Origin of the sequence: Bradyrhizobium sp. AZCC 1588, from assembly GCF_036924735.1 — a bacterium.
In the GTDB taxonomy this organism is placed as follows: domain Bacteria; phylum Pseudomonadota; class Alphaproteobacteria; order Rhizobiales; family Xanthobacteraceae; genus Bradyrhizobium.
Genome location: NZ_JAZHSC010000001.1, coordinates 540,129 through 556,017, shown reverse-complemented (window position 1 = coordinate 556,017; position 15,889 = coordinate 540,129). Strand labels below are relative to the sequence as shown.

General features: G+C 64.5%; 17 protein-coding genes. 9 read left to right on the top strand and 8 right to left on the bottom strand.

The window, feature by feature from the left end:
* Positions 1 to 167: 167 nt before the first annotated feature.
* The 5 genes from V1277_RS02710 to V1277_RS02690 all read right to left on the bottom strand — a co-directional run bounded on the left by V1277_RS02710 (position 168) and on the right by V1277_RS02690 (position 5,414).
* Positions 168 to 1,286, bottom strand: coding sequence for a branched-chain amino acid ABC transporter substrate-binding protein (locus tag V1277_RS02710; protein WP_334414907.1), 1,119 nt, complete (start codon positions 1,284 to 1,286; stop codon positions 168 to 170).
* A gap of 306 nt (positions 1,287 to 1,592) precedes the next feature.
* Positions 1,593 to 2,333 (bottom strand): ABC transporter ATP-binding protein, encoded by a 741-nt coding sequence (locus V1277_RS02705; protein ID WP_334377100.1) that lies wholly within the window; start codon positions 2,331 to 2,333, stop codon positions 1,593 to 1,595.
* A gap of 2 nt (positions 2,334 to 2,335) precedes the next feature.
* On the bottom strand, positions 2,336 to 3,169 hold the full coding sequence (locus V1277_RS02700; RefSeq protein WP_334414906.1) for an ABC transporter ATP-binding protein: 834 nt from the start codon (positions 3,167 to 3,169) through the stop codon (positions 2,336 to 2,338).
* The gene (gene livM, locus V1277_RS02695) at positions 3,166 to 4,497 is read right to left on the bottom strand and encodes a high-affinity branched-chain amino acid ABC transporter permease LivM (protein ID WP_442894442.1); all 1,332 of its coding nucleotides are present in this window, start codon (positions 4,495 to 4,497) and stop codon (positions 3,166 to 3,168) included. The genes V1277_RS02700 and livM overlap by 4 nt, the downstream gene beginning before the upstream one ends.
* A complete protein-coding gene (locus V1277_RS02690) occupies positions 4,497 to 5,414 on the bottom strand; it encodes an ABC transporter permease subunit (protein WP_028349939.1) in 918 nt (305 codons plus the stop codon). The genes livM and V1277_RS02690 overlap by 1 nt, the downstream gene beginning before the upstream one ends.
* Positions 5,415 to 5,688: 274 nt before the next feature.
* Here V1277_RS02690 and V1277_RS02685 point away from each other — a divergent pair, with 274 nt between their 5' ends.
* The gene (locus tag V1277_RS02685) at positions 5,689 to 5,829 is read left to right on the top strand and encodes a hypothetical protein (RefSeq protein ID WP_334414904.1); all 141 of its coding nucleotides are present in this window, start codon (positions 5,689 to 5,691) and stop codon (positions 5,827 to 5,829) included.
* 202 nt (positions 5,830 to 6,031) lie between these two features.
* On the opposite strand, the gene V1277_RS02680 is transcribed toward V1277_RS02685, so the two are convergent.
* The 3 genes from V1277_RS02680 to V1277_RS02670 form a co-directional block, all read right to left on the bottom strand.
* Positions 6,032 to 6,424 carry a carboxymuconolactone decarboxylase family protein gene (locus V1277_RS02680; protein ID WP_334414903.1) on the bottom strand — a complete coding sequence of 131 codons (393 nt, stop codon included), beginning with the start codon at positions 6,422 to 6,424 and terminating at the stop codon, positions 6,032 to 6,034.
* 110 nt (positions 6,425 to 6,534) lie between these two features.
* Positions 6,535 to 7,317 carry a 3-oxoadipate enol-lactonase gene (pcaD, locus tag V1277_RS02675; protein ID WP_334414902.1) on the bottom strand — a complete coding sequence of 261 codons (783 nt, stop codon included), beginning with the start codon at positions 7,315 to 7,317 and terminating at the stop codon, positions 6,535 to 6,537.
* A 17-nt stretch (positions 7,318 to 7,334) separates the two neighbouring features.
* On the bottom strand, positions 7,335 to 8,690 hold the full coding sequence (locus V1277_RS02670) for a 3-carboxy-cis,cis-muconate cycloisomerase (RefSeq protein ID WP_334414901.1): 1,356 nt from the start codon (positions 8,688 to 8,690) through the stop codon (positions 7,335 to 7,337).
* Between the two features lie 166 nt (positions 8,691 to 8,856).
* Here V1277_RS02670 and V1277_RS02665 point away from each other — a divergent pair, with 166 nt between their 5' ends.
* The 8 genes from V1277_RS02665 (at position 8,857) to V1277_RS02630 (ending at position 15,749) form a co-directional block, all read left to right on the top strand.
* On the top strand, positions 8,857 to 9,303 hold the full coding sequence (locus V1277_RS02665) for an SRPBCC family protein (protein WP_334414900.1): 447 nt from the start codon (positions 8,857 to 8,859) through the stop codon (positions 9,301 to 9,303).
* A 193-nt stretch (positions 9,304 to 9,496) separates the two neighbouring features.
* The gene (locus tag V1277_RS02660) at positions 9,497 to 9,976 is read left to right on the top strand and encodes a (2Fe-2S)-binding protein (RefSeq protein WP_028349934.1); all 480 of its coding nucleotides are present in this window, start codon (positions 9,497 to 9,499) and stop codon (positions 9,974 to 9,976) included.
* 69 nt (positions 9,977 to 10,045) lie between these two features.
* On the top strand, positions 10,046 to 10,849 hold the full coding sequence (locus V1277_RS02655) for an FAD binding domain-containing protein (RefSeq protein WP_334414899.1): 804 nt from the start codon (positions 10,046 to 10,048) through the stop codon (positions 10,847 to 10,849).
* 37 nt (positions 10,850 to 10,886) lie between these two features.
* Entirely contained in the window at positions 10,887 to 11,795 is a 909-nt protein-coding gene (locus V1277_RS02650; RefSeq protein WP_334414898.1) for an AAA family ATPase, read from the top strand.
* Positions 11,796 to 11,873: 78 nt separating this feature from the next.
* A complete protein-coding gene (locus V1277_RS02645; RefSeq protein WP_442894441.1) occupies positions 11,874 to 13,106 on the top strand; it encodes a vWA domain-containing protein in 1,233 nt (410 codons plus the stop codon).
* A gap of 11 nt (positions 13,107 to 13,117) precedes the next feature.
* Positions 13,118 to 13,447: an XdhC family protein gene (locus V1277_RS02640; RefSeq protein WP_025589337.1), complete on the top strand. Its 330-nt coding sequence runs from the start codon at positions 13,118 to 13,120 to the stop codon at positions 13,445 to 13,447.
* On the top strand, positions 13,444 to 14,148 hold the full coding sequence (locus V1277_RS02635; RefSeq protein ID WP_334414897.1) for an XdhC family protein: 705 nt from the start codon (positions 13,444 to 13,446) through the stop codon (positions 14,146 to 14,148). The genes V1277_RS02640 and V1277_RS02635 overlap by 4 nt, the downstream gene beginning before the upstream one ends.
* On the top strand, positions 14,145 to 15,749 hold the full coding sequence (locus V1277_RS02630; RefSeq protein WP_334414896.1) for a molybdopterin-binding/glycosyltransferase family 2 protein: 1,605 nt from the start codon (positions 14,145 to 14,147) through the stop codon (positions 15,747 to 15,749). The genes V1277_RS02635 and V1277_RS02630 overlap by 4 nt, the downstream gene beginning before the upstream one ends.
* Positions 15,750 to 15,889 lie beyond the last annotated feature (140 nt).

Here is a 15,889-nt window from a genome sequence, read left to right as displayed (position 1 = left end):
ACGGTTAAGGTCGTGAAATCAATGACATGGAACTCAGCCCCAACTCTCCACAATGCCGTGGGAACCCAATTGTTCCGCCCGGTTAAAAATTATTTGGAACCGAAAATAAAAACGCCCCGGTTGGCCGGGGCGTTTGATGTTGTGATCGGTGCTGATCGTCGAAGGGATCAGGAGCCCTTCGGATTGATCTCGGCGTAGTTGCCCTTGGCGTCCCATTTGTAGACGACGTAGTCGATCACCTTGATGTCACCCTTGGCATCGAAGCCCAGCTTGCCGAGCACGGTATCCCATTCGCCGGCCTTGATGGTCTCCATCACCTTCTTCGGATCGGTGGTCTTGGCCTTCGTCACGGCCTGCGACCAGACCTGCATCGCGGCGTAGGTGTAGAGGGTGTAGCCTTCGGGATCGATGTTCTTGCCCTTGAACTTCTCGACGATCGCCTTGGCGGTCGCCTTGTTGCGCGGGTCGGGACCGAAGGTGAACAGCGTGCCTTCGGCGGCGGGACCTGCGATCGAAGCGAACTCCTTGTCGTTCAAGGCGTCGCCCGCCATCAACACTGTCTTGAGGCCCTGGTCGCGCATCTGACGCAGGATCAGGCCGGATTCCTGGTGGTAACCGCCGACAAAGACCAGATCGATACTGTCGCGCTTCAGGCGCGACACGATCGCGTTAAAATCCTTGTCGCCCTTGTTGTAGGACTCGAACATCTTCTCGGTGACGCCGGCCTTGTTGAGCGCCTTCTTGGTTTCGTCGGCAAGGCCCTTGCCGTAGGTGGTCTTGTCGTTGAGGATGGCGACGTTCTTGCCCTTGTAGTTCTTGACGATGTAGTCGGCGGCAACCAGGCCCTGCTGGTCGTCGCGGCCGCAGACACGCGCCACGTTCCAGAGCTTGCGCTCGGTGAACAGCGGGTTGGTCGAGGCCGGCGTGATCTGCAGCACGTTGCCGTCGGCATAGGCTTCCGACGCCGGGATCGACGACGACGAGCAGAAGTGACCGGCAACGAACGGGATTTTTGCGCTGGCGAATTTTTCCGCGATCGAGCGCGCCTGCTTCGGGTCGCAGGCATCGTCGCCGACCTGCAGCGCCAGCTTCTTGCCGAGCACGCCGCCGGCGGCATTGATGTCGGCCACCGCCTGTTCGGCGCCGTTCTTCATCTGTCGGCCGAATGCGGATTCGCCGCCCGTCATCGGGCCCGCCACTGCGATGGAGATGTCCTGCGCCAGTGCCGTTGTCGATAGCGCCAGCGATGCGCCCAATGCCAGGCCGATGAGTTTCAGTGATTTCATGAGGTGTCCTCGCAGGTCAGTCGATTTCAGGAAGCACCCGGCAGGCCGGGTGCCAAAATCACGCCTATTGTCGGCTGATTTTACGGCGAAGTCATCGGCAATTTTCGGGCAAATCCACGGTCCGTTCGCAGCATCTTGCCGCACTTCGTGTCCCGGACGCGGTGCAGCGCCCTTCAGCGCTGCTCCGCAGAGCCGGGACCTGTTAGGGATGGACCCCGGATCAGCAGCGCACCGCCATAGCGCGTCGAAGACGCGCGTAAACGCGCTTATGGCGCTGCGCAGCATCCGGGGAACGCACTCGGAGCGTTACTCCCGCCGGCCGCCCTCCAGATAGGCGGCGCGGATTTCCGGGCGCTGCAGCAATTCGCTGCCGGTTCCGGACAGCGTAATCAGGCCGTTGACCATGACATAGCCGCGATGGGCCAGTTTCAGCGCGTGGTTGGCGTTCTGCTCGACGATCAGCACGGTCAGGCCGTCCTGCCGGTTCAGGGTCCGGATCGCATCGAAAATCTGCCGCGCGATCAGGGGGGCCAGCCCCAGCGACGGCTCGTCCAGCATCAACAGGCGCGGCCGGCTCATCAGGGCACGGCCGATCGCCAGCATCTGCTGCTCGCCGCCGGACAGCGTGCCGCCGCGCTGGGTCATGCGTTCCTTGAGCCGCGGGAACAGTGCGAAGACGCGTTCCAGGCCGCTCGCCCGGTCGGCCTCGCTGCTGTCGGTCGCGTCAGCGCCCATCTGCAGGTTTTCCGCCACGCTCATGCGCGGGAAAATCCGCCGGCCCTCGGGGGATTGGGCGATGCGCAGCCGCGCAATCTCATGCGTCGGAACGTCGGTGATGTCCCGGCCGTCGAATTCGATGCGGCCCGCGCGGGCGCGGGGCCGGCCGAAGATCGTCATCATCAGCGTCGACTTGCCGGCACCGTTGGCGCCGATCAGCGCGACGATTTCGCCGGCATTGATGTCGAGGTCGACGCCCTTCAGCGCCTCGATCTTGCCGTAGGCCGCCCGCAGCGAGCGGATCGCGAGCAGGGGAGTTGCGGGTGACACGCTCACGTCCCGCTCTCCATCACCGCGATGGCTTCCTCCTCGTCGGCGCCGAGATAGGCCGCGATCACCTTGGGATCGTCGCGAATATGCCGCGGCGTGCCTTCGGCGATCTTGACGCCATGGTCCATCACCACGACGTGGTCGGAGATTTGCATCACCACGCTCATGTCGTGCTCGATGAGAAGTATCGAGGTGCCCTGGTCGGCACGGATCGAGAGCAGCAATTCGCTCAATGCAGCGCTTTCGCGCGCATTCAGTCCCGCCGCGGGCTCGTCGAGGCAGAGCAGGGCGGGCTGGGTGCACATCGCGCGCGCGATCTCCAGGCGCCGCTGGTCGCCATAAGGCAGGTTGCCGGCGGCGTCGTCGGCGCGATCCAGAAGACCGATGCGGTCGAGCCAGGTCCGCGCCAGATCGATCGCGGCCTGTTCGGCGTGGCGCCAGGACGGCGCGCCGATCAAGCCAAGGAACGTCAACCCGGAGGCGCGCATCAGCGCGTTGTGCTGTGCGACCATCAGGTTTTCCAGCGCTGTCATCCCGGGAAACAGCCGGATGTTCTGAAAGGTGCGCGCGACCTTGGCCAGTTTGGCAATCCGGAAATCGTTCAGCCGCTCGAGCCGGATGGCGCGGCCATCATCATGGGTAAGGCCAATGGCGCCCGAGGTCGGCTTGTAGAAGCCGGTGATGCAGTTGAACACCGTGGTCTTGCCGGCGCCGTTCGGCCCGATCAGCGCGGTGATCTTGCGCCGCTCGGCGTCGAAGGAGAGGTCGTTGACGGCGACGATGCCGCCAAAGCGCATCGACAGGCGATCGACGGAGAGAATCGGATCGCCGCTCATCCGTGTCCCTCCTTGACGAGGTCGGACGAGATCGCCTGGCTGCGCTTGAGGAACACGGTCGGCGCGCGATGTCCGATCAGGCCGCGCGGCCGCCAGATCATCAACAGCACCATCGCCATGCCGAACACCAGCATGCGGTACTGGTCGAGCCCGCGAAACAGCTCGAAGCCGCCGATCATGGCGAGCGCCGCCAGGGCTACGCCGAGTTGCGAGCCCATGCCGCCCAGCACCACGATCGCCAGCACCAATGCCGATTCATGGAAGGTGAAGGATTCCGGGCTGATGAAGCCTTGTCTTGTAGCAAAGAACGCGCCGGCAAAACCGCCGAACATCGCCCCCGTCGCGAACGCGGTCAGCTTGGTCGTGGTGGTGTTGATGCCGAGCGCGCGGCAGGCGACTTCGTCCTCGCGCAGCGCCTCCCAGGCGCGGCCGAGGGGCAGGCGGCGCAGGCGGATCGTGACCCAATTGGTGAGCAGCGCCAGCGCCAGGATAATGTAGAACAGAAATACGATGCGGTGCGTCGGCGAGAATTCGATGCCGAGCAGGGCCGCCAGCCCGTCATCGGCCGGCGTCAGCGGAATGCCGAACAGGGTCGGGCGGGGAATGCCGGTGACGCCGTTCGGCCCGCCGGTTAGGGTCTGCCAGTTGATCAGGACGAGGCGGATGATCTCGCCGAAGGCCAGGGTGACGATGGCGAGATAGTCGCCACGCAGCCGCAGCACGGGAAAGCCCAGCAGCACGCCCCAGAAGGCGGCGAGAATGCCGGCCAGCGGCAGGCAGATCCAGAACGACAGCCCGAAATTGGTGGCGAGCAACGCATAGGAATAGGCGCCGACCGCATAGAACGCGACGTAGCCGAGGTCGAGCAGGCCAGCGAGCCCGACCACCACGTTCAGCCCCCAGCCTAGCATCACATAGGTCAGCACGAGGATGGCAAGGTCGAGAATGTAGCGCTCATCGTAGAAGAGGACCGGCACCAGGAACGTGAACACCAGCAGCACCGGCGCGATCAGGCGTCCGGCAAGCGACAGCGCGCTTTGCACCGAAGGTGGCACCACCCTGACGGTGTCGACCGGTCCCCACCAACGCCGCAGCAGCTCGACGAGGATGCTGCCGCCGAATACGGCCGCGACCATGACGGCGAGGTCGTCGAAGCGCGTCCAGTAGACCAATTGCCCTTGCGGGCCGGCCTCGGTGCGCACGCCGATCATCAGCGAAAACAGCACCAGCGCCACAAATGCGCTGATCAGCGCTTTCTTGAGGATGAAGGCGGCGCCTGGAGCGTGCGAGGTTTGGGCGGCGGGGGGTGCGCTCACGCTGCGGCCCATCAGACTTTTTCAACTTCAGGCCGGCCGAGCAGGCCGGTCGGAAGGAAGATCAGGACCACGATCAGGATCGAGAACGCGGCGACGTCCTTGTATTCGACCGAGAAGTAGGCCGACCACAGCGTCTCGATCAGGCCGATCAGGAGACCGCCGAGCATCGCCCCGGGCAGCGAGCCGATGCCGCCGAGCACGGCCGCGGTGAATGCCTTGATGCCGGCGACGAAGCCCATGAAGAAATCGACCAGCCCGTAATAGAGCAGGTACATCATGCCGGCCACTGCAGCGAGCGCAGCGCCAATCACGAATGTCATGGAAATGGTGCGGTCGACATCGACGCCGAGCAGGGAGGCCATGGTCTGGTCCTGTTCGCAGGCGCGCATGTCGCGGCCGAGCCGGGTGCTCGATACCAGCCAGGTGAACAGCGCGAGCAGCACGATGGTGGTGACGACGACGATGATCTGGATGTTGGAAAGCTGCACGACAAAGCCTTCAGAACCCTCATGCAGGGTATAGCCGCCGGTGATGATCGGCGGCACCGGTTTGACGCGCGCGCCCTGCGCGACCTGCGAATAATTGGTCAGCACGAATGACATACCGATGGCGGAGAGCATCGGCGCCAGGCGGAACGAGTGCCGCAGCGGCCGGTAGGCGATGCGCTCGACCGTCCAGCCATAGAGCGCCGTGATCGCCATCGATACCAGCAGCACGACCAAGAGGATGAGCGGGATGGCGGTAAGCCCGAACGAGACCAGGATCAGGAAGGTGATCAGGGCGATGAAGCCGCCGATCATGAAAATATCGCCATGGGCGAAATTGATCATGCCGACGATGCCGTAGACCATGGTGTAGCCGATGGCGATCAGGCCGTAGATCGAGCCGAGCACGAGGCCGTTGATCAGTTGCTGGGCGAAATAATCCATGCGCTGCCGTTTTTTGTATGAGGACGCGGCGAGAGCTCCGGCAGCCCATGACGCGCGTCGTGGCATTTTCTAACAGTGGGAACTGGGGGCGGCAACAGCGCCGGCTGCGGCTTATTTGGCTTGTACAGAGCTAGTTTTTTGCGCAGCGGTTCCGGCGCCACAGTCCGGACACGGCGTTGCCTTCCGATGATCCCACCGGAACCGCTGTTCCGCTGCAACCGACGCCGCGGCTCTCCGTTGGTTCCGGCTACGTCTCAACAACGGAGATCCCTCGATGAGCAAGATGAACCAGAACCCGGGTCAGAAGCCCGGTCAGCAGCAGCAGGGCGGCGGTCAGAAGCCGGGCCAGCAGCAGCAGGATCCGGGCCGTCAGGGCCAGAAACCCAGTCAGGATCCACGGCAGATGCCAGAGTAGAAGGGCACATGCAGACAGAAAAGGCCCCGCCGAAAAGGTGGGGCTTTTCTTTTTGTGCGTTGCGTTTCCGTGTCCCGGACGCGACGCAGCGCCCTTGGCGGTGCGCCGCAGAGCCGGGACCCAGATGCAGCCGCCTTGGGTCCCGGCTCTGCGTCGCGCCACTTCATGCCGCGCCGCGTCCGGGACACGGGATAGTGCCGGGCTAGCTCTTCAGCAAACCTAGTTCGGCGATGATCGCGTTCGCCTCCTTGACGGCGTGGTTGGCTGCCGGCACGCCGCAATAGATCGCCTGCTGCAGCAGGATCTCCTTGATGTCGTCGGGCGTGAAGCCGCCTTCGGCGAGCGCCGCGCGCACATGCAGGCGGAATTCATCCCACTGTCCCAGCGCCACCATGGTGCCGATCACGAGCACGCGGCGGGTGCGGTGGTCGAAATGCGGCCGGGTCCAGATGTCGCCCCAGGCATAGCGGGTGATCAGGTCCTGGAAGTCGGTATTGAACGCGTTGCGGTTCTTGATCGACTTGTCGACCCATTCATTGCCGAGCACCTTGCGGCGCTGCGCCATGCCGTCGTCGCGGCGTTGGTTGTCGTCCATGGTAAGATCTCTCCCCGTCATTGCGAGGAGCGAAGCGACGAAGCAATCCACGTATCCGCAAGCGGTGAAATGGATTGCTTCGCTTCGCTCGCAATGACGTCTCTGGTTAGTTACCGTTGCGTCAGGAAACCGATCACCGCGTCGGTGAAGGCGTGCGGCTGCTCGACGTTCGAAATATGCGCGGCATCGAGCAGCGTCATGTTCGCGCCGGGAATCCGGCTGCGCATGAATTCGGCATCTGCGACCGTCGTCGACATATCATGGCGGCCGGCGATCACCAGCGTCGGGCTCTTGATCTTCGGCAAGAGCTCGCGCTGGTCGAGCGTCGACAGCGCCTCGCAGCAGGCGATATAGCCCTCGACCGGCGTGGTCAGCATCATTGCCTTCATGTTGGCGGTGATCTGCGGCTCGCGCTCACGAAAGTCCGCCGTCAGCCAGCCGGCAATGACGGTATCGGCCACCGCGGCGATGCCGCCTTCCTTCACCGCCTTGATGCGCTCGTGCCAGCGCGTTGGGTCTGGGTAATAGCAGGTGGTATTGGACAGAATAATCTTGCCGAACCTGTCAGGCGCGTTGGCGCCCAGCCATTGCCCGACCATGCCGCCCATCGACAGGCCGCACCAATGCGTCCGCGCGATGTTGAGATCGTCGAGGATCGCCAGCACGTCGCGGCCGAAGCGTTCCAGCGAGTAGGGCCCGGGCGGCACGCCCGACTTGCCATGGCCGCGCCGGTCGTAGCGGATGACGCGGAACACCTGGGTGAGCGCCTTCATCTGCGGCTCCCACATCTGCATGGTCGAGCCCAGCGAATTCGACAGCATCAGCGTCGGTCCGCCGTCGCGGCCTTCGACGGATACGTTGAGCAGGCAACCGTCGGCGTTGATCATCGGCATGGGAGGTCTCCGGTCTCTTACTTGTCGTGAAGCGAGGCGAGCAGGCGGTCGATCAGGGCTTGCGAGGCGCCCTGATAGGCCATCGGCTCGAACAGTTTTGCAATCGCGTCGGCATCAAGCTGTGCGGTGACGTTCGCATCCTCTAGCAGCACATCGCGTAGATGTTTCTTGTCCTTGACTGCCTTCCTGCTGGCCGCCTCGAGCAGATGGTGCGCGTCGCTCTTGCCGATCTTTTCGGCCAATGCCATCGCCACCGCTTCGGCCATGATCAGCCCGTCGGTCGCGTCGAGATTGGCGCGCATGCGCGCAGCGTCGACTTCGAGCCCCTCCGCGATATCCACAATGGCCGCCAGCGCGCGCGAGGTGACCAGCAGCAGCGTCGGCAGCGTCGGCCATTCCGCGTGCCACGGACCGGCGCTGCGCTCGTGATCCTGCACTTGCGCAGCAAATATCGTCGCTGCGAGATTGGGCGCCATAGTGGCTGCCGCGAGCGCGCTGGCTGCCGCCACCGGATTGCGCTTGTGCGGCATGGTGGAAGAGCCGCCGCGGCCTTCGCCCGAGGGCTCGAACGCTTCGCCGACATCGGTCTGCATCATCAGCGACACGTCGCGCGCGATCTTGCCGCAGGTGCCGGCGATGATGGCCAATACTGAAGCCGCTTCGGCGATGCGGTCACGGTGGGTATGCCAGGGCGCGTCCGGCAGTGGCAGCTTCAGTTCCTCGGCCAGTTTTTCCGCGACCGCTAAACCCTTGTCACCGAGGGCCGCGAGCGTGCCGGCGGCGCCGCCGAATTGCAGGGCCAGCGCCTCGCTGCGCACGCGCTGCAGCCGCAGCTTCGAGCGGTGCAATGCAGCTGCATATTCGGCGAGCTTCAGTCCGAACGGCATCGGCAGCGCATGCTGCAGCCAGGTGCGGGCGACGACCGGCGTGTGGCGGTGCTGACGCGCCAGCCCGGCAAAGCCTGCGATCGCGCAATCGATGTCGGCGAGCAGCGCATCGATGCCGGCACGAAGGCCGAGCATGACGGCGGTATCGATGACGTCCTGGCTGGTCGCGCCCCAATGCACAAAGCGTGCAGCCGCGGCATCCGATCTGGCGACATTTGCGGTCAGCGCCTTGACGAGAGGGATGGCGAGGTTGCCAGCCTTGGTCGCCGCCTCGGCCAATGCGGCGATGTCGAATGATTCGGCCCGGCACGCGCTGGTAATCGGGTCGGCCGCGCTTGCCGGAATCACCCCGGCTGCAGCCTCGGCGCGCGCCAGCGCGGCCTCGAAATCCAGCATGTTTTGCAGGCTCGCCATGTCGTCGCAGACGGCGCGCATCGCTGCGCTCGACAGCATCGGGGCAAGCAAGGGGGAGAGGGACGTGCTCATTGACGCGACCTAACCATTCCGGCCAGTCAATGCCAATGCCCCTTGTCGGGTTCGCGCCTGCTGCGGTTGCGAATATGCATCGCCCATCGCGTCGGCGGCCTTCCTTTTGGCCCGGGCGTGCTTTACTTGGGGACTATCAGGTTGACGCGATCCAGGAGGGCACCCCATGGCCATGACGATGAACGGCGAAGTCCAGCTTGCGGCGTCGCGCGAGGCCGTGTGGGCCAAACTGAACGATCCGGAAGTGCTGAAGGCCTGCATCCCCGGCTGCGAGGAGCTGGAAAAGACTGATGAAACCAGCTTCCGCGCCGTCGCCAAAATGAAGGTCGGGCCGGTCTCCGCCCGCTTCAAGGGCAAGGTCATGCTGAGCGATCTCGACCCGCCCAACGGCTACAAGATCACGGGCGAAGGCGAGGGCGGCGTTGCCGGCTTCGCCAAGGGCGGCGCCACGGTGGCGCTGACCGAAAAGGATGGCGGCACACTCTTGAGCTACAACGTCGAAGCGCAGATCGGCGGCAAGCTGGCCCAGCTCGGACAGCGCCTGATCAACGGCGCGGCCAAGAAGCTGGCCGACGAATTCTTCACCAATTTCGGCAAGGCCGTGCAGGGCTGATTCTGGCGAGGCTGATTCTGGCGAGTCCGATCCCGCGAGCCCCCTCCGATAGCCCCGTCAAGTCACTCAGGCCATGCCCCAGAAGAGGGGCTCCTGAGGTTGCTCATTATCGGGATGGCCCATATTATGGGCTTTGGAATGAGTATAAACGCCTGCGTTGCCGGCCCCGGCGGTGCGGCCCAAGAGAGTGGTGATGGCCAAGATTTCCCTGATCGTGAACGGTAATCCCGTAAACGCCAACGTCGATCCCCGTACCCTTCTGGTCCAGTTTCTGCGGGAAAATCTCCGGCTGACGGGCACCCATGTCGGCTGCGACACGTCGCAGTGCGGCGCCTGCGTCGTGCACCTCGACGGCAAGGCGGTCAAGTCCTGCACCACGCTCGCGGTGATGGCTGACGGCCATGAGGTCAAGACCATCGAGGGCCTGGCGCCCGACGGCGCGCCGCTGCACCCGATGCAGGAAGCTTTTCGCGAGCATCACGGATTGCAGTGCGGCTTTTGCACGCCCGGCATGATCATGACCGCGGTCGATCTGGTCAACCGCAAGGGCCACGACCTTTCGGACCATGTCATCCGCGAAGAGCTCGAAGGCAATCTGTGCCGCTGCACCGGCTATCAGAATATCGTGACCTCGATCGCCGCCGGCGCCAAGGCAATGGCCAAATCCGCTTAACCGACATGCCCGCTCAATCGACAAGTTCGCCCAATCGATTTCATCGCGAGTAGCGATCAGGAAGTTCTCATGTACGAATTCAAATATCATCGGCCGGCGACCGTGCGGCAGGCCGCCAATCTCCTGGTGAAGAACGAAGACGCCAAGGTGATCGCCGGGGGCCACACGCTGGTGCCGGTCATGAAGCAGCGGCTTGCCAGCCCGCCGCATCTGGTCGATCTCTCGCACATCGAAGGGCTCGATACGATCGAGATGAAGGGCCGTTCGCTGGTGATCGGCGCGACCGCCAAGCATGACGATGTCGCGACGTCGCCGATCGTCGGCGAAGCCATTCCGGCGCTTGCCGAACTCGCGGGCGGAATCGGCGATCCCGCAGTGCGTCACAAGGGCACGCTCGGCGGCTCGCTCGCCAATAACGACCCGACGGCGGATTATCCCGCCGCCGTTCTCGCGCTTGGCGCCACCATCGTCACCAACAAGCGCCGGCTGAAGGCGGAAGAATTCTTCCAGGGCCTGTTCACGACGGCGCTCGAAAGCGACGAGATCATCACCAAGGTGATGTTCCCGCTGCCGAAGAAGGCGGCTTACGTCAAATTCCGCAACCAGGCCTCGCGTTATGCGTTGGTCGGCGTGTTCGTTGCCAAGCGGCCGTCGGACGTGCGCGTTGCCGTCACCGGCGCGGGCTCGGAGGGCGTATTCCGCGCCACCCAGTTTGAGGAAGCGCTGAAGAAGCGTTTTTCGCACAAGGTGCTCGACGGCATTTCGGCATCGCCGGAAGGGCTGAACAGCGATCTACACGGCAGCGCTGAATATCGTGCGCACCTGATCGGCGTGCTGACGCGCCGCGCCGTCGAAGCCGCGACGGCGAAGTGAGTTTGCCGGTTCGCGGCCCATCAAGACTGGTTTTGCCATGAGTGCATCGGCGCTACCCAAATCCGTCGATGGGATGCTGGAGCTATTGACCTCGCGCGGCTATCTCGCGGAGCGGTCGCTGGCGACGGTCGCCTATCTGTCGCTGCGCATGGGCCGGCCGCTGTTTCTCGAAGGCGAAGCCGGCGTCGGCAAGACCGAAATCGCAAAGGTTCTGTCGGCCGCGCTCGGACGAAAGCTGATCCGCCTGCAATGCTACGAAGGCCTCGACGTCGCCTCCGCGGTCTACGAGTGGAGCAGTGCGGCGCAGATGATCGCGATCCGGCTTGCTGAAGCAGCCGGCGATACCGATCGCGAGCAGTTGTCGTCGGATATCTTTGCCGAGCGCTTTCTGATCAAGCGTCCGCTGCTGCAGGCGCTGGAGCCGGACGTTGCCGGCGCGCCGGTGCTGCTGATCGACGAACTTGACCGCGCCGACGAGGCGTTCGAGGCATATCTTCTGGAAATCCTCAGTGACTTCCAGGTCACGATCCCCGAATTCGGCACCATCAGGGCGCCGCATCCGCCGATTGTCATCATCACCTCGAACCGCACCCGCGAGATCCACGACGCGCTGAAGCGCCGCTGTCTCTATCATTGGGTGGATTACCCCGAAGCCGAGCGCGAGCTGGCGATCGTCAAGTCGCGCGTACCAGGCATTTCCGCAAAGCTGTCGCAGCAGGTCGTCCGTTTCGTGCAGGCGCTGCGCGACCAGGATTTTTACAAGTCGCCGGGCGTTGCCGAGACCATCGACTGGGCGACTGCACTGACCGAGCTCGACGCCCGCTCGCTGACGCCGCAACTGGTCGGCGATACGCTCGGCGCGCTGTTGAAGTATCAGGACGACATCGCGCGCATGCAGGGCGATACGCTGCAAAGGGTTCTGAAGGACGCGACGAGCGAGACATAGCTGTCGTCATTCCGGGGCGCACGCAGTGCGAACCCGGAATCTCGAGATTCCGGGTCTGGTCCTGCGGACCATCCCGGAATGACGAGAGTGGAAACCGGGTTGACCATGACCACCATCGACCACCTCAATCCCCCGACCGGGTACATGGCCGACAACGTCGTCGGCTTCGCCCGCGCACTGCGCGCCGCCGGCATTCCCGTGGGTCCCGGCGCGGTGATCGACGCCCTCAACGCGCTGCAGGCGATCGAGATCGGCAACCGCGCCGATGTCTACGCCACGCTGGAGGCGATCTTCGTCAAGCGCCACGAGCATATGCTGATCTTCGCGCAGGCCTTCGATCTGTTCTTCCGCGCCGCCGAGGATTGGAAGCACATGCTGGATTCGGTGCCGTTGCCCGATCACGCCAAAAAGAAGCCGCCGCCGGCCTCGCGCCGCGTGCAGGAGGCGTTGGCGCAGCCCTCGACGCGCGAAGAGGCTCAGCACGAGCAGCAGCAGGAACTGAAGCTGTCGGTCTCCGACAAGGAGATCCTGCAGAAGAAGGACTTTGCCCAGATGAGCGCGGCCGAGATCGCGGAAGTGACCCGCGCCATTGCCAATATGAAGCTGCCGCAGGCCGAGCTGCGCACCCGCCGCTATCGGCCCGATGCAAAAGGCCTGCGGCTCGACATGCGCCGAACCTTGCGCAGCTCCTTGCGCACCGGCGGCGAGATCATCGATATCAGAAAGCTCGGCCGGATCGAAAAGCCGGCACCGATCGTGGCGCTGCTCGATATATCCGGCTCCATGAGCGAATACACCCGCCTGTTCCTGCATTTCCTCCATGCCATCACCGACGCACGCAAGCGCGTCTCGGTGTTCCTGTTCGGCACGCGGCTCACCAACGTGACGCGGGCGCTGCGGGCGCGTGATCCAGACGAAGCCTTGGCGAGCTGTTCGTCTTCGGTGGAAGACTGGGCCGGCGGCACCCGCATCGCCACCTCGCTGCACTCTTTCAACAAATTGTGGGGTCGCCGCGTGCTCGGGCAGGGCGCCATCGTGCTCTTGATCTCCGACGGGCTGGAGCGCGAGGCGGATGCCAAGCTCGCCTTCGAGATGGACCGGCTGCACCGCTCCTGCCGCCGCCTGATCTGGCTCAACCCGTTATTGCGCTTTGGCGGATTCGAGGCCAAGGCGCAGGGCATCAAAATGATGCTGCCGCACGTTGACGAATTCCGCCCGGTGCATAACTTGACGTCGATGGAAGGGCTGATCGAGGCGCTTTCGGCGCCGCCCCCGCCGCACCACATGAGCCGCATCCGCTCAGCAGCTTGAAAGGGCATCAAATGCTCAATCGCGACGAAGACATTCTGCAGGCCGCCGAAAACTGGCAGAAGGCCGGTCACGGCGTGGCGCTGGCGACCGTGGTCGAGACCTGGGGCTCGGCGCCGCGCCCGGCCGGCTCCAGCCTCGTCATCAACGACGACGGCACGTTTTTAGGCTCGGTTTCCGGCGGCTGCGTCGAAGGCGCCGTCGTCACCGAAGCGCTCGACGTGATCGCCAGCGGCAAGCCAAAAATGCTGGAATTCGGCGTCGCCGACGAGACCGCCTGGAATGTCGGCCTGTCCTGCGGCGGCACCATCCGCGTCTTCGTCGAGAAGGTTGGCCAATCGTGAAGCTGGAAACCCTCACTCAGGTCAATGCCGAGCGCGCCGCGCGCCGACCGGTCATCGTCGTCACCGATGTCTCCAATGGCGACCAGCGGCTGGTGAAAGCCAAGGACATCGCCACCGATCCCTTGAGCGCCGAGCTTTCAAAGCAGCTTCGCATGGGCAAGAGCGGCATGGTCGAGTCCGGCGGCAAGAAGCTGTTTCTCAACGTTCATGCGCCGACCGCACGGCTTGTTATTGTCGGCGCAGTCCATATCAGCCAGGCGCTGGCGCCGCTCGCGCGTTCGCTCGACTACGACGTCACGGTGGTCGATCCGCGCACGGCGTTCGCAAGCCCCGAGCGGTTTCCCGATGTGCCGCTGATCGCGGAATGGGCTGATGTGGCGCTGCCGCCGCTCAATATCGACCACTACACGGCGTTTGTCGCGCTGACGCATGATCCGAAGATCGACGACCCGGCACTGCTGCACGCGTTCGAGCGCGACTGCTTCTATATCGGCGCACTTGGCTCGCGAAAGACCCACGCCAAGCGCGCCGAGCGGCTGAAGGCGCAGGGCGCATCCGACGCCGATATCGCGCGCATCCACGCGCCGATCGGCCTTTCGATCGGCGCGGTGTCGCCGTCGGAGATCGCGGTCGCGATCATGGCCGAGATCACCGCCGAGCTGCGGCTGCCGAAAGAAACCGCGAAGGTGCAGGCGGCATGAAGTTCGGTCCCGCCAGTCCGGCCGATGCGATTGGCGGCGTCACCGTGCACACGCTGCGGCAGGGTTCGCTGGTGCTGAAGAAAGGCACCACGATCGGGCCTGCCGAGGTCGAGGCGCTCGACAAGGCAGGCGTCAAGGAAATCGTCGTGGTGCGGCTGGAGGAGGGCGACGTCTCCGAAGACGAAGCCGCCGCCAGCATCGCGCAGGCGGTTGCGGGCGAGGGCGTCAATGTCGAGCGCGCCTTTACCGGCCGCGCCAATCTGTTTGCGGCGCAAGCCGGTGTGCTGGTGGTCGACCGCGCGGCGGTTGACCGTATCAACGGCGTCGACGAAGCCATCACCTTTGCGACGCTGTCCGCCTTCAAGCCGGTGGTCGAAGGCGAGATGATCGCCACCGTAAAACTCATTCCGTTCGGCGTCGAGGCGAAGCTGCGCGACGCGGCCGTGGCCGCTGCAGGCCGCGACGTGCTGCGAATTGCGCCTTATGTCATCAAGCGCGTCGGCGTGGTCTCGACCATGCTGCCGGGACTCTCGCCAAAAATCATCGACAAGACCTTGCGGGTGACGGCGGAGCGACTGGCCCCGGCCGGTGCCAGCATCATCGCCGAGCGGCGCGTTCCGCACGATGAGGCGACACTGGCGTCCTCGATCAAGGAATTGCTCGCCCTCGGCGCCGAGCTCGTCATCGTGTTCGGCGCCTCCGCAATCGCCGACCGCCGCGACGTGATCCCGGCCGCGATCAGCGAAATCGGCGGCGCTATCGAGCATTTCGGCATGCCGGTCGACCCCGGCAATCTGCTCCTGATCGGCAGCGCCGGCGGCGTGCCGGTGTTGGGCGCGCCGGGCTGCGCGCGCTCGCCGGTCGAGAACGGCTTTGACTGGGTGCTGATGCGGCTTCTCGCCGGGCTGAAGGTCACGCGCGCCGAGATCACCGGCCTCGGCGTCGGCGGCCTGTTGATGGAAATCGTGACAAGGCCGCAGCCGCGCACGGTTGCCGATACCGAGGCCAACCGCAACGTCACGGCCATCGTGCTTGCCGCCGGCCGCTCGACCCGCATGGGGGGCCCCAACAAGCTCTTGGCCGAAATCGAGGGCAAGAAGCTGGTGCGCATCGTCGCCGAACAGGCGCTGGCCTCGAAGGCAACGGATGTGATCGTCGTTACCGGCCACCAGGCCGAATTGGTCGAGCAGGCCTTGGCAGGCCTCAATGTAAAGTTCGTCCGCAACCCGGATTTCGCCGGCGGGCTGGCCTCATCGGTGAAGGCCGGCATCGCCGCGGTGCCCGACAGCGCCGACGGTGCCGTCGTCTGCCTCGGCGATATGCCGCTGATTGATGCGAAGCTGATCGACCGCTTGATCGAGACGTTTGCGCCGGATCGCGGCCACCTGATCGCCGTCCCCGTCAGCGATGGCCGCCGCGGCAATCCCGTGCTGTGGTCGCGCCGCTTCTTCAAGGAGCTGATGACGCTGGAAGGCGACGTCGGCGCCCGCCACTTGGTCGCGAAGCACACCGAGGCCGTGGCCGAAGTTCCGGTCGAGGGAAACAGCGCCTTCCTCGACATCGACACGCCGCAAGCGCTGGAGGCGGCGCGGCGATCGTAGGGTGGGCAAAGGTGCACTTGCGCCGCGCCCACCATCTCTCCGGTTCGCCGATGCATGGTGGGCACGCTTGCGCTTTGCCCACCTTACAAACCCTTCATTCACCAACTGGAAACTCCCCCGGCTTAGATTCTATCCGTTAC

Coding starts and splice junctions, on each gene's coding strand:
- V1277_RS02680 (WP_334414903.1), bottom strand. CDS start 6,424: ATGGACGACAACCAACGCCGCGACGACGGCATGGCGCAGCGCCGCAAG.
- livM (WP_442894442.1), bottom strand. CDS start 4,497: ATGGGCCGCAGCGTGAGCGCACCCCCCGCCGCCCAAACCTCGCACGCT.
- V1277_RS02630 (WP_334414896.1), top strand. CDS start 14,145: ATGAAGTTCGGTCCCGCCAGTCCGGCCGATGCGATTGGCGGCGTCACC.
- pcaD (WP_334414902.1), bottom strand. CDS start 7,317: ATGCCGATGATCAACGCCGACGGTTGCCTGCTCAACGTATCCGTCGAA.
- V1277_RS02655 (WP_334414899.1), top strand. CDS start 10,046: ATGTACGAATTCAAATATCATCGGCCGGCGACCGTGCGGCAGGCCGCC.
- V1277_RS02700 (WP_334414906.1), bottom strand. CDS start 3,169: ATGAGCGGCGATCCGATTCTCTCCGTCGATCGCCTGTCGATGCGCTTT.
- V1277_RS02685 (WP_334414904.1), top strand. CDS start 5,689: ATGAGCAAGATGAACCAGAACCCGGGTCAGAAGCCCGGTCAGCAGCAG.
- V1277_RS02710 (WP_334414907.1), bottom strand. CDS start 1,286: ATGAAATCACTGAAACTCATCGGCCTGGCATTGGGCGCATCGCTGGCG.
- V1277_RS02640 (WP_025589337.1), top strand. CDS start 13,118: ATGCTCAATCGCGACGAAGACATTCTGCAGGCCGCCGAAAACTGGCAG.
- V1277_RS02665 (WP_334414900.1), top strand. CDS start 8,857: ATGGCCATGACGATGAACGGCGAAGTCCAGCTTGCGGCGTCGCGCGAG.
- V1277_RS02690 (WP_028349939.1), bottom strand. CDS start 5,414: ATGGATTATTTCGCCCAGCAACTGATCAACGGCCTCGTGCTCGGCTCG.
- V1277_RS02650 (WP_334414898.1), top strand. CDS start 10,887: ATGAGTGCATCGGCGCTACCCAAATCCGTCGATGGGATGCTGGAGCTA.
- V1277_RS02660 (WP_028349934.1), top strand. CDS start 9,497: ATGGCCAAGATTTCCCTGATCGTGAACGGTAATCCCGTAAACGCCAAC.
- V1277_RS02645 (WP_442894441.1), top strand. CDS start 11,874: ATGACGAGAGTGGAAACCGGGTTGACCATGACCACCATCGACCACCTC.
- V1277_RS02670 (WP_334414901.1), bottom strand. CDS start 8,690: ATGAGCACGTCCCTCTCCCCCTTGCTTGCCCCGATGCTGTCGAGCGCA.